This window comes from Dermacoccus sp. CCH2-D9 (assembly GCF_001556795.1).
GTDB lineage: Bacteria > Actinomycetota > Actinomycetes > Actinomycetales > Dermatophilaceae > Dermacoccus > Dermacoccus nishinomiyaensis.
The window spans coordinates 1-11,767 of record NZ_LSJT01000124.1 but is presented as its reverse complement, the minus strand read 5'-3'; the positions used below and the strand labels follow the sequence as shown (position 1 = coordinate 11,767).

General features: G+C 71.1%; 11 protein-coding genes. 4 read left to right on the top strand and 7 right to left on the bottom strand.

What is annotated here, in order from left to right:
- A partial coding sequence (locus AX669_RS13995) for an LCP family protein (RefSeq protein WP_231729575.1) occupies positions 1 to 1,923 on the top strand: 1,923 nt, incomplete at its 5' end.
- Between the two features lie 162 nt (positions 1,924 to 2,085).
- Positions 2,086 to 2,679 (top strand): NAD(P)-dependent oxidoreductase, encoded by a 594-nt coding sequence (locus tag AX669_RS10715; protein WP_040014166.1) that lies wholly within the window; start codon positions 2,086 to 2,088, stop codon positions 2,677 to 2,679.
- Between the two features lie 149 nt (positions 2,680 to 2,828).
- On the opposite strand, the gene AX669_RS10710 is transcribed toward AX669_RS10715, so the two are convergent.
- The 6 genes from AX669_RS10710 to AX669_RS10685 all read right to left on the bottom strand — a co-directional run bounded on the left by AX669_RS10710 (position 2,829) and on the right by AX669_RS10685 (position 8,985).
- On the bottom strand, positions 2,829 to 3,998 hold the full coding sequence (locus tag AX669_RS10710; RefSeq protein WP_038568989.1) for an acyl-CoA dehydrogenase family protein: 1,170 nt from the start codon (positions 3,996 to 3,998) through the stop codon (positions 2,829 to 2,831).
- 106 nt (positions 3,999 to 4,104) lie between these two features.
- Positions 4,105 to 4,722 (bottom strand): 5-(carboxyamino)imidazole ribonucleotide mutase, encoded by a 618-nt coding sequence (gene purE / locus AX669_RS10705; RefSeq protein ID WP_038568991.1) that lies wholly within the window; start codon positions 4,720 to 4,722, stop codon positions 4,105 to 4,107.
- Positions 4,719 to 5,954 (bottom strand): 5-(carboxyamino)imidazole ribonucleotide synthase, encoded by a 1,236-nt coding sequence (locus tag AX669_RS10700; protein ID WP_082740893.1) that lies wholly within the window; start codon positions 5,952 to 5,954, stop codon positions 4,719 to 4,721. Before AX669_RS10700 ends, purE begins: the two co-directional genes overlap by 4 nt.
- A gap of 45 nt (positions 5,955 to 5,999) precedes the next feature.
- The gene (locus AX669_RS10695) at positions 6,000 to 6,827 is read right to left on the bottom strand and encodes a winged helix-turn-helix domain-containing protein (RefSeq protein WP_062258362.1); all 828 of its coding nucleotides are present in this window, start codon (positions 6,825 to 6,827) and stop codon (positions 6,000 to 6,002) included.
- A 202-nt stretch (positions 6,828 to 7,029) separates the two neighbouring features.
- Positions 7,030 to 8,031, bottom strand: coding sequence for an adenylate/guanylate cyclase domain-containing protein (locus tag AX669_RS10690; RefSeq protein ID WP_006947388.1), 1,002 nt, complete (start codon positions 8,029 to 8,031; stop codon positions 7,030 to 7,032).
- Between the two features lie 27 nt (positions 8,032 to 8,058).
- Positions 8,059 to 8,985 carry a biotin--[acetyl-CoA-carboxylase] ligase gene (locus tag AX669_RS10685; protein ID WP_156444991.1) on the bottom strand — a complete coding sequence of 309 codons (927 nt, stop codon included), beginning with the start codon at positions 8,983 to 8,985 and terminating at the stop codon, positions 8,059 to 8,061.
- Between the two features lie 23 nt (positions 8,986 to 9,008).
- Here AX669_RS10685 and AX669_RS10680 point away from each other — a divergent pair, with 23 nt between their 5' ends.
- The gene (locus AX669_RS10680; RefSeq protein WP_006947382.1) at positions 9,009 to 10,652 is read left to right on the top strand and encodes an acyl-CoA carboxylase subunit beta; all 1,644 of its coding nucleotides are present in this window, start codon (positions 9,009 to 9,011) and stop codon (positions 10,650 to 10,652) included.
- The gene (locus tag AX669_RS10675) at positions 10,649 to 10,867 is read left to right on the top strand and encodes an acyl-CoA carboxylase epsilon subunit (protein ID WP_006947331.1); all 219 of its coding nucleotides are present in this window, start codon (positions 10,649 to 10,651) and stop codon (positions 10,865 to 10,867) included. Before AX669_RS10680 ends, AX669_RS10675 begins: the two co-directional genes overlap by 4 nt.
- A gap of 69 nt (positions 10,868 to 10,936) precedes the next feature.
- Here AX669_RS10675 and AX669_RS10670 read toward each other — a convergent pair whose 3' ends face one another.
- Positions 10,937 to 11,638: an MOSC domain-containing protein gene (locus AX669_RS10670; protein ID WP_231729574.1), complete on the bottom strand. Its 702-nt coding sequence runs from the start codon at positions 11,636 to 11,638 to the stop codon at positions 10,937 to 10,939.
- Positions 11,639 to 11,767: the final 129 nt, after the last annotated feature.

Below are 11,767 nucleotides of genomic sequence, written 5' to 3'. Positions count from 1 at the left end.
CCTCGCGAGCACGACGCGTTCGTCGTCGACACGCGCCGTTCGAAGGGCAATCGACGCGCGATGCCGCAGCGCGCCGACACACCGTGCGCGGGTGACGCACCGCGCGACGCCGAAGGTCCCCGCCGCGGGGCCGAACAACCTCAGCGGCGGCCCGACGCACCCCGTCGCGCGCCCGATGCCGACCGTGGGCCAGCCGCACCCCGTGACGCCGTCGCCCGACGTCCCCACCCACAGGAGCAGCTTCCGCCGCAGGAACGCCCGACGCCCGGCGGCACGCCCCGAAACCAGGACGTCGCAGGAGCCCAGGCGATCCCCGTGCGCGGCGCGCGGCGCGACAACGCGGGCCCCGCAGGCCGTTGGAGCGATCCCCGCGCCTCGAACGCCCGCCCGACCGAGGCTCGCATCGGCGAGCGCCGTGACGGCGACGCCCGCACCGGTGACGGCCGCCCGGCGGGGCGTCTTCCGAGGCGTCCCGGTGGCGCTGCCGCGGCGGGCGCAGGTGCTGCAGCGGCGGGCGCAGGTGCTGCAGCCGCAGGTTCGGCGGCCTCCGCCGACGAGCGCCGCCGCACCTCACCCGACGCCCCGGACCGCGACTCGACCCGTGCCATGCCGCAGGAAGATGCCCCGGGCCGCGACTCCACGCGCGCCATGCCGCAGGAGGATGCCCCCCGCCAGGGCGTGCGACGTCGCGGCATCGGAGGTGGTGCGGCGGCCGGGGCCGCGGGCGCCGCCGCGTCCGGGCACGCTCGCGCCGCCGGCGTGAGGCCCGATGTCCGTGACGTCGACGCCCAGCGCGGCCCCCACCGCGACCTCCGTCCTGGCGGCCCTCACGAACCCGCCGGAGCCAGCGGCCCCGTCGGACAGGGCGGCCCCGGCGGACAGGGCGGCCCCGTCGGACAGGGTGGCCCCGGCGGGCCGGGCGACTCGGGCGAGGAACCGCCTCGTCGACGCGGCCGGTTCGGGCGCGGCAAGAGGATCGTCGCAGGGGTGCTCGTGCTGCTCCTGCTGTGGGTCGGCGGCCTCGTCTGGGCCGGCATGTCCGCGTGGGGCAAGGTGCAGAAGGTCGACGCGATCCCCTCGGAGCACCTCGCCGATTCGGGCGCGGGCCACAACACGCTCATCGTCGGATCAGACGGGCGCAGCGGCCTCACGACCGAGCAGAAGAAGAAGCTCGGCACGGGTGACGCGGAGGGCCAGCGCACCGACTCGATCATGATCCTGCACACGGGCGGCGACAAGCCGACCCTCATGTCGATCCCGCGCGACAGCTACGTCTCCATTCCGGGGCACGCGAAGAACAAGATCAACGCGTCGTTCTCGATCGGCGGCCCGCAGCTGCTCGTCAAGACGATCGAGACGAACACCGGCATCCACATCGACAACTACATGGAGATCGGTTTCGGCGGGTTCGCCTCCGTCGTCGACGCCGTCGGCGGTGTCAACATCTGTGTCGCCCGCGACATGAACGACCCCAAGGCCCACATCAACCTCAAGAAGGGGTGCCAGCAGATGGACGGGCCGACGGCCCTAGGGTACGTGCGAGCCCGTTATTCCGACCCGGAGGGCGACCTCGGGCGCGCCAAGCGTCAGCGTCAGTTCCTCGCGGCGCTCATGAAGGAGATCAGCTCGCCCTCCAACCTGCTCGTGCCGTGGAGGCTCAAGGGCCTCGGCGAATCGGGCGCGCAGGGGCTCTCGGTCGACAAGGGCATGTCGATGATGCAGGGCCTGCAGACAATGTGGAACCTCAAGAAGTTCTCCGGAGACGGCGGCAACTCCGTCGTCGTGCCCATCGGCAACGCGGCGCTGCCCACCCCCGCCGGCGAGGCCGTCGAATGGGACGCGACGCGTTCGGCCGAGCTGTTCAAGGCCATCAAGGAGAACGGCGACACCTCCTCCTTCGTCAAGAAGACGACGGCGAACTGAACCTCGTGACGGTGGCCTCACCCCGCTCGGGGTGGGGCCAGCCTCGTCGGCCGGTGTCGCCCTGAGAGCGGTGGGACGACGAGGCGCATCGTCGGCCGGCGGGGAACAATCCACCCCAACTGGTGGTTGGTGCTGTCATTCATCCCCACGAAGGAGATCACCATGAAGATCGCAGTGTTCGGGGCCACGGGCATGCTCGGCTCGGCCATCGTCAGCGAGGGTCGCTCGCGCGGCCACGAGATCGTCAGCGTGTCGACGCGGCCCGGTGCGGGTGACGTCGTCGCCTCGATCGAGGACACGGACGCCGTCGTCCGCCTCGCGAAGGACGTCGACGCAGTCGTCGTCTCGGTGCCGCCCGCACGCTCGACGAGCGCCGAGGCGTGGCTCGCGGCGCACGAGCGTCTTGCGGCGACCCCGCTCGAGGCCCGCCTGTTCATGGTCGGCGGCGCCGGTAGCTCGCTCGACGCGAACGACCGTCCGCTGCTGGAGGGCGACGATTTCCCCGCCGACTTCCGTCCCGAGGCGGAGGCCGCGAGCACGGCCCTCGCGATGTTCCGGGACGGTTCGCCCGAACCGACCTGGACGATTGTCTCCCCCGCTCCCGTCCTCGCCCCCGGCGAGCGCACGGGCCACTATGAGACGTCCGACGACCACATGATCGGCGTGAGCGTCTCGAGCCAGGATCTGGCCGTCGCGATCATCGACGAGCTCGAGAACCCCCGGCATTCGAACAAGCGGTTCGTCGTCTCCAACTGACGCCACTCGTCTCCGTGACGCGGCCGGCAGGACGCCGGGTCGCCCCGTCCGCACGAATACCGGTGCGTCGCCGCAGCGCGAGGAACGGAGGACGAGTGCGGGCCGCAGCTGAGGTCAGCTGCGGCCCGCACTCGTCGTCAGGGCTGGGTTCAGTAGCCCTTGAGGACCGCACGGCCCATGACGAGACGCTGGATCTGGTTGGTGCCTTCGTAGATCTGCGTGATCTTCGCGTCGCGCATCATGCGCTCGACGGGGAAGTCCTTGACGTAGCCGGCGCCGCCGAGCAGCTGGACGGCGTCGGTCGTCACCTCCATCGCGACGTCGGAGGCGAAGCACTTCGCGGCGGCGCCGAAGAACGACAGGTCGGCGTCCTGACGCTCCGACTTCGCGGCCGCGACGTAGACCATCTGACGGGCCGTCTCGACCTTCATCGCCATGTCGGCGAGCATGAACTGGATGGCCTGGAACTCGGCGATGGCCTTGCCGAACTGCTGACGCTCCTTGACGTAGCCGACGGCGTAGTCGAGCGCGCCCTGCGCGATGCCGACGGCCTGCGCACCGATCGTCACACGCGTGTGGTCAAGGGTGCGCAGCGCGATCTTGAGGCCCTCGCCCTCGGCGCCGACGATGCGGTCGGCGGGGATGCGGCAGTTGTCGAAGTGCAGCTCACGCGTCGGCGAACCCTTGATGCCGAGCTTGCGCTCGGGCTCACCGAAGCTGAAGCCCTCGTCGCTCTTCTCGACGACGAACGCGGAGATGTTGCGCCCGCGCTCACCGTCGGGGTCGGTGACGGCGAGGACCGTGTAGAACTCGGATTCGCCGGCGTTCGTGATCCACGACTTCTGGCCGTTGAGGACGTAGTGGTCGCCGTCGCGCTTGGCCTTCGTCTTCATCGACGCGGTGTCGGAACCGGCCTCGCGCTCGGACAGACCGTAGGAGAACATCGCCTCACCGGAGGCGAGCTTCGGTAGGTATTTCGCCTTGATCTCCTCGCCGCCGCCGAGGATGACGGGCATGGAGCCGAGCTTGTTGACGGCTGGGATGAGCGAGGAGCTCGCGCAGACGCGGGCCACCTCCTCGATGACGATGCACGTGCCGAGGGCGTCGATGCCCATGCCGCCGTACTGCTCGTCCACGTGCGGCGCCTGCATGCCGGCCTCTATCAGGGCGTCGAGGGCCTCCTGCGGGAAGCGCGACTTGTCGTCGACGTCGGCCGCGTGCGGCGCGATCTTGTTCTCGCAGACGGGGCGGATGGCCTCGCGGAGCGCCTCGTGCTCCTCGGAGATCTTGTAGAGGTCGAAGTCAGGGTTAGCAGCCATACCGGCATGCTACCCGCCAGTACGTCGCGGCGGCAGCCCCTCTCCGTCGATGTTGCCCGGGTTTCTGGGGCGCCGGCGCAGCCAGGCCCGGGCAACATCGGGGCCCTCAGGCCTGACGTCCGGCGACCTCGCGCCGCAGCGCCTCGCCCTTGGCGTGGGCCTCGTCGCGCAGGCTCGCCTGGAACTGCATCATCTGGGCGGCGATGCGACACGCCTCGTCCGAGTCACCGACGCCGAGGATGCGCGCCGCGAGCAGGCCCGCGTTGCGCGCACCACCGATCGAGACCGTCGCGACCGGCACGCCGGCGGGCATCTGGACGATCGACAGCAGCGAGTCCATGCCGTCGAGGTGTTTCAGCGGCACGGGCACCCCGATGACGGGCAGCGTCGTGACCGACGCGAGCATGCCCGGCAGGTGCGCCGCTCCCCCGGCGCCGGCGATGATGACGCGCAGGCCGCGCTCCGCGGCGCGGGTGCCGTACTCGACCATCTCGTGCGCCATGCGGTGCGCCGAGACGACGTCGGCCTCGTAGCCGATGCCGAACTCGTCGAGGACATCGGCGGCCGCGGACATCGTCGGCCAGTCCGAGTTGCTGCCCATGACGAGCCCGACGACGGGCGCCTTCGCCGGCTGCGTCGCGCTCGTGGGGGTCGTCGAGCTCGTGGCCGGGGTCGCCGAACCCGCAGCGTTCGTCGTCACGTCGGGGGTGGTCGCGTCGCTCATTCGGTCACCGTTCCTTGGAGGTAGTCACAGGCGTGGCGGGCTCGTGCGCGCAGGCCGACGAGGTCGTCGCCGAAGACGTTGACGTGCCCGATCTTGCGGCCGGGGCGCACACCCTTGCCGTAGAGGTGGATCTTGAGGCCGGGATCACGTGCCATGAGGTGCTTGTAGGTGGGGTACAACTCCTCGTACTCGCCGCCGAGCACGTTGCCCATGACCGTCCACGGTGCCCGCGCGCGCGTGTCGCCGAGGGGCAGGTCGAGGACGGCGCGTAGGTGCTGCTCGAACTGACCGGTGACGGAGCCGTCCATCGACCAGTGTCCCGAGTTGTGCGGGCGCATCGCGAGCTCGTTGACGACGAACTCGCCGCCGCCGACGTCGAACAGCTCGACGGCCATGACGCCCGTGACGTCGAGTTCGCCCGCGATCCTGATGGCGGCGGAGGTGATGCGTTCGGCAGCGTCGTCGCTCAGGGCGGGGGCGGGGGCGAGGACCTCGGTGCAGATGCCGTCGACCTGAACGGTCTCGACGACGGGCCACACGGCGACCTGGCCGCTCGGGCTGCGCGCGATCATGACGGCGATCTCCCGCTCGAACGCGACGGCCTCCTCCGCGAGCAGCGGCGCACCGCACGCCTGCGCGAACCAGGCGTCCGCGTCGTCGGGGGTGCGCACGAGCATGACGCCCTTGCCGTCGTACCCGCCCGTCGGGGTCTTGAGCACGAGCGGCCAGCCATGCTGTTCGCCGAACGCGCTCAACTCGTCGCTCGTGGAAACGGGAGCCCAGGCGGGGCACGGCACGTCGAGGTCGCTGAGGCGCTGACGCATCGCGAGCTTGTCCTGGGCGAAGCGCAGCGCACTCGGGCGCGGGTGCAGCGCGACGCCGTCGGCCTCGAGCGCAGCGAGCACGTCGGCGGGCACGTGCTCGTGATCGAACGTCACGACGTCGCACCCGCGTGCCCACTCGCGCACCTGCTCGGCGTCGCGGTAGTCACCGACAGGCGCATGCGGCACGACGAGCGCCGCTGCGGCGTCGTCGGACTCGGCGAAGACGGACAACGTCAGCGCGAGCTCGGCCGCGGGGGCGGCACACATGCGGGCGAGCTGGCCGCCGCCGATGATGCCGACGACGGGAAATCCGCCCGGCGCGCGGCGCGCCTCGCGGGCGGGCTGGGTGTCGGGCGTCGCAGCGTCCGGCTCGGTGGCGTTGCGCGCATGGGGCTGGGGTTGGTTCACGCGCCAAGATTATCCGGCGGATTCGTCACGCGCGTGGCGCGGTCGTCAGGCGGGCGTCGCCGGGTGGGCGAGGCCCACCCCCACCGACTCGAGGGCCTCGCCCTCGCGCCGCGTCAGGACGAAGCCCGCGCCGCGCACCGTCTCGATCTGCCACTGCCCGCCCGTCGCGACCCGCAGCTTGGGGCGCAGCTTGGCGATGTGCATGTCGACCGCCTTGGGTGTGCCACGCCACTGGCCCGTCCACAGCGCCGCCTCGAACTCTGCGCGACTGACGACGTCATCCCGCCCGACGAGCACCCCCATGACGATGGCTTCCTTCGCGGTCATCACCGCCCGCCCGCCGGCGCCGACGAGCTCGCGCCGCGCCGCGTCCACGTGGGGTGGGCTCCCCTCGACGGCGTTCGCCACCAGCCGCGGTCCGCCCTGCGCCCGGTTGACCCGGCGCACCGCGGCGCTGACCCGCGCTTCGAGCTCCGCCGGCGTGATCGCGCACGAGATGACGTCGTCGGCCCCCGCGTCGAGCAGCGCGACGGTCGCGGCCGCGCGTTCGACGTCCCCGACGAGCGCCGCGTCGTCGAGCACAGCGACGAACGCCACACCCGGATGGCGGCGGGAAGAGGTGCGCACGGCGGCGGCGCTCTCGCGCACCCCGTCGGGCGCGGCCGTGGCGCAGCCGCCCAGGTCGGCGTCGCCGTCGACGCGGCGGCAGTTCGCCGCGAAGACGATGCACGCGGTCGCCGTTCCGACGGATTCGGGCGTCACGGTTTCGAGCGTGCCCTCCACGGTGCGGACCGAGAGGTGTGCTGCGTGGCTCATGCGCATGAGAGCCGTGTCGTCGCCGAAACCCCCGCGGGCGACCAGGACGTCGTTCATGAGCACGACTATAGGCAGCCCGGCATACCCTGCGGTGTCTTGCGGACCGACGAATTGTCAGTTGTCCATCCAGCCGACTTGACAGAAATGTATACAGCAGGGCTTTGTCGCCGAATCGTCACCTGGCGTTCACCCGCAGGCGTCCGACGCCCGACCCGTCCAGCAGGATGCGTCCTGAGCAGAGTGCTTCAGAACAGGTCCGTCAGAGCAGGATCCAGGCCGCGCTGAGGCCGATACCCGCGAGTTCCAACGGTTCGTGCGCGCGAAGCGTCGACTCCGGGTCGTGACGCAGCGCGTCGGCCGTCGCCTCGTCGACGAGGATCTGACTCGCCGCGGCGGCGTTCGTCAGGCGTGCGGCCCGGTTGACCGTCGTGCCGTAGATGTCGCCGAGACGCGCGAGCACGCGACCCGTCGACAGGCCCACGCGCATCTGCGGCAGCAGGTCGTCGACCTCCGACATCTCCTTGAGCGCACGCGCGATGCGCGAGGCGCCCTCCGGGTCCTGGTGCGAGAAGAGGATCTCGTCACCGACCGTCTTGACGACGGCGCCCCCGTGCTCGCTGACGATGTCCGAGGCGACCGCCTCGAACCGCGTGACGAGCGCCGCGAGATCACTCTCACTGAGCTGACGCGCGAGGCGCGTGAAGGAGACGAGGTCGGCGAAACCGACGGTGCGCACGACACCGAGGTGCGTCTCGGGCTGCGCGTCTGCCAGCAGGCGCGCGAGGGCGACGCCGACGTTGCGGCGCCACACGTAGAGGAGCAACGGCTCGAGGTCGTCGACGAGGCTCGCCATCTCCTCCGCTGCGGCGCGGGCGAGGGGCTTGCCGCCGCGCGGGCCGCCGTCACGCTGCGCGAGCATGTCGACGACGAGTTGCACCTGCCACATCGCGAGTCGATCGGTCGTGCGCCCCAGCGCACGCGCCAGCCCGAGGAGGGTGTCGACGTCGAGATCGTGCGCGGCCGTCATCGCGGACACCGCGCGCAGGGCGTCGAGGTCGGTGTCGGAGAACGCGACGTCCGCCTCACGCGAGTTGGCGAAACCGAGAGCGCGCCACACGCGACGGGTGTCGTCGGCGTCGACCCCGGCGTGCGTCGACAGGTCACGGCGCTTGTAGCGGCGCGGCGCGCCCATGAGGCGTCGCTCGACCGCGTCGATGAACATCGAATCGTCGGAATCGAGGTGGGACACCGGGTCAGCCATCACGTCTCGCCTTCTGCCTCGTACCGATCACTCGTCGGCGTTCCGCCCGTGTGGCTCGCCGGCCTCCGCGCGGCCGCCCAGGCGGGCATGCACGACGTCCGCCACCGAGTACGCCATCGTAGGCGCTGAGCCTGGACGCTCGCCGGGAGCGGTCGTCACGAGCCGCCCGCCGTCGTCGATGCCGACGCCTCGCCGCCGCGCCACCTTGCCGTCGGGGGTGTGCACGTCGACGAGGCTGCCGATCGTGCGACAGTGTCGACGCACGCTCTCGCGGGCGGCCGCGAGCGCCACGGGTTCGCACCAGGCACGCGCGGCACGGGCGACGTGCGCAGCGACGGCCGCGAGCACCTCGTCACGCGCGGCGTCCAACCCGACGAGTGACGTCGACGTCGCCGTGTCGACGGGCAACTCGCCGCGCTGCTGAGCCACGTTCACCCCGACGCCCGCGACGACGAGGTTGCCCGACGCCACCTGACACAGGACGCCGGCGACCTTGCGCCAGTCGCCGCTCGCCCCGCCGGTGCCCGGGCCGGCGTCGGCGTCGGCGCCGCTCTCGACGCCGTCGTCATCCCACACCAGGACGTCGTTGGGCCACTTCGTGACGAACTCGACGTCCGCCCCGCGCTCGTCGGCCAGCTGCGCGAGGGCGGCGCGCACGGCGTCACCGACGAACAACGGCACCCAACCCCACGTCGCCGCGTCCCGTGGCAGCGGCAGCGTCATCGAGACGGTGACGGCGGCGCCCGTGGGCGTCACCCAGGCCCGATCGAGGCGTCCGCGCCCGGCGCGCTGGCGATGGGCGGCCACGAGGTGCCAGCGCTCGGCGGTGTCGAGGGCGACCACATTCGTCGAATCGACCTCGTCGAACAGGTCGACGCGAGCCCACCCGTCGGCACGCAGATCCCGCGCCATCCCTGGCGAAAAGGCTACTGACGAGTTCGTGTTCGAGGTCACGTGACAAGGTTAGGCTGTCGCCCATGACGCTCGACGACGTGCCCCCGGACACCTCCCTCGATCTGCACACCACGGCCGGAAGGTTGAAGGATCTGGCGAACCGCACGGAGGAGGCGGTGCACGCCGGTTCGGCCCGCGCGGTGGAGAAGCAGCACGCCAAGGGCAAGCTGACGGCTCGTGAGCGCGTCGAACGGCTGCTCGACGAGGGCTCGTTCGTCGAACTCGACGCCCTGGCGCGTCACCGCTCGACGCAGTTCGGGCAGGACAAGAACCGCCCCTACGGTGACGGCGTCGTCACCGGCTACGGCACGGTCGACGGGCGCACGGTCTGCGTGTTCAGTCAGGACTTCACGGTCTTCGGCGGCTCCCTCGGCGAGGTCTTCGGCGAGAAGATCTGCAAGGTCATGGATCTCGCGATGAAGCTCGGCGCACCCGTCATCGGCATCAACGACTCGGGCGGCGCGCGCATCCAGGAGGGCGTCGTCGCGCTCGGTCTCTACGCCGAGATCTTCCGTCGCAACGTGCACGCGAGCGGTGTCATCCCGCAGATCTCGCTCGTCATGGGCCCCTGCGCCGGTGGCGCCGTCTACTCCCCCGCGATCACCGACTTCACCGTCATGGTCGATCAGACGTCGCACATGTTCATCACCGGCCCTGACGTCATCAAGACGGTGACGGGTGAGGACGTCGGCTTCGAGGAGCTCGGCGGCGCGCACACGCACAACTCGCGCTCCGGCGTCTCGCACTACATGGCGAGCGACGAGGACGACGCGATCGAGTACGTCAAGGCGATGCTCGGCTACCTGCCGAGCAACAACATGGACCCGGGGCCCTCGTTCGAGGTCACCGCCGACCTCGAGATCACCGACGCCGACCGCGCGCTCGACACGCTCGTGCCCGATTCGGCGAACCTCGCCTACGACATGAACGACGTCATCGCCGCCGTCGTCGACCCCGCGGATCCTGACGATGCGGGCTCCGGCCCCGACTTCCTCGAGGTGCAGCCGCTGTTCGCACCCAACATCATCTGCGGGCTCGCGCGCGTCGAGGGGCACAGCGTCGGCATCGTCGCAAACCAGCCGGCTCAGCTCGCCGGCACGCTCGACATCAACGCGAGCGAGAAGGCGGCGCGTTTCATCCGCTTCTGTGACTCGTTCAACATCCCGATCCTCACGCTCGTCGACGTGCCCGGCTTCCTGCCCGGTACCGACCAGGAGTGGGGCGGCATCATCCGCCGTGGCGCGAAGCTGCTCTACGCCTACGCGGAGGCGACGGTGCCGCTCGTCACCGTCATCACGCGCAAGGCGTACGGCGGTGCGTACGACGTCATGGGGTCCAAGCACCTCGGCGCCGACGTCAACCTCGCGTGGCCGACGGCGCAGATCGCCGTCATGGGTGCGCAGGGCGCGGCCAACATCGTGTACCGCAAGGAGCTGACGGCGGTCGCCGAGAACGGCAGCGCCGAGGACGTCGAGAAGCGTCGCGCGCAGCTCATCGCCGAGTACGAGGACACGCTCGCCAACCCGTACATCTCAGCCGACCGCGGCTACGTCGACGCGGTCATCCCGCCGCACGAGACGCGCGTCCAGGTCGTCAAGGCGCTGCGGGCGCTGCGTCACAAGCGCGAGGACCTGCCGCCCAAGAAGCACGGAAACATCCCGCTGTGAGCGAGGCAACCGAGAGCCCGCGCCCGACGATCCGGTTCGTCAGCGGCGCGCCGACCGACGAGGAGATCGCCGCCGTCACTGCTGTCGTCCTGGCGCGAGCGGCTGCGGCGTCGGGCACTGAATCATCCGCCCCGGTGCGTTCCATGTGGGGACGCCCCGCGCACGTCCGCCACGCCCGTCCGCGCAGTTGGGCCGAATCGCGCCTGCCGCGCTGAGGCTCGCCTTCGGCGGATGATCGTTGCCCGGAATCGCGTCAGAGGTGACGCGATTGCGGGCAATGATGCTCAGCGCAGCTTGGCTTCGAGCTTGGCCTGGTAGCGCGGCGCCATCACGCCGGCCGCGACGACGCGTTCGATGATCGCGCGGGCACCGCCGGTGTAGGCGCGGAACACGTCGACGACGGTGACGCCGTGCTCGGGCACGTCGACGACGTCGACCATGTCGCCCGCCGTGATCGTCCCGGGCTCGACGACGCGGGTGTACGCGCCGGGCCGTCCGTGGTCGGTGAAGCGCTTGACCCAGCGCGGCTCGTCGATCGCCCAGGCGAAGGTTCGGCAGGGAACGCGGGGGCCGGTCACCTCGAGCAGCGCGGTGCCCATGCGCCAGCGGGTGCCGATGACGGCGTCGTCGACGCGGACGCCCCGCGTCGTGACGTTCTCGCCGAAGGCCCCGTCGGGAATCGAACGCCCTAGCTCGGCGCCCCAGTGGTCGAGCTCCTCACGCGCGACCACGTACACCGCCTGCTCGCTGCCCCCGTGATGCTCGAGATCACCGACGTGGTCACCGCTGACGCCGCTGCGCCCACCCGCCTCGCGCGGGCCGGGGTCGGCGACGCCGATGCTCGCGACGGGTCGCTTGCGCATCCCCGTGCGGTGCTTCTTCGCATCCCACACCTCTGGTCGGCCGATCTGGACACCGACGACGACGAGCTCTCCACCTGCGGTGGGTGACGTGGCGTCGGCCCGCGCCGCTGAGGTGGAAGCCAAGTCCGTGGACGCCGCGGTGGAGCTCGCGGACTCCGCCGAGCCGGATGTCGGTGACGCGGCCGTCGTCGCGGTGGATTTCGCCTGCTCCTCCGAGCCCGATGCCGAGGCCTCGGCCGACGCCCTCTGCCC

Bases quoted from the DNA above. Each gene is read 5' to 3' on its own strand.
- AX669_RS10715 (WP_040014166.1), top strand. From the start codon at position 2,086: ATGAAGATCGCAGTGTTCGGGGCCACGGGCATGCTCGGCTCGGCCATC.
- AX669_RS10710 (WP_038568989.1), bottom strand. From the start codon at position 3,998: ATGGCTGCTAACCCTGACTTCGACCTCTACAAGATCTCCGAGGAGCAC.
- purE (WP_038568991.1), bottom strand. From the start codon at position 4,722: ATGAGCGACGCGACCACCCCCGACGTGACGACGAACGCTGCGGGTTCG.
- AX669_RS10695 (WP_062258362.1), bottom strand. From the start codon at position 6,827: ATGAACGACGTCCTGGTCGCCCGCGGGGGTTTCGGCGACGACACGGCT.
- AX669_RS10690 (WP_006947388.1), bottom strand. From the start codon at position 8,031: ATGGCTGACCCGGTGTCCCACCTCGATTCCGACGATTCGATGTTCATC.
- AX669_RS10680 (WP_006947382.1), top strand. From the start codon at position 9,009: ATGACGCTCGACGACGTGCCCCCGGACACCTCCCTCGATCTGCACACC.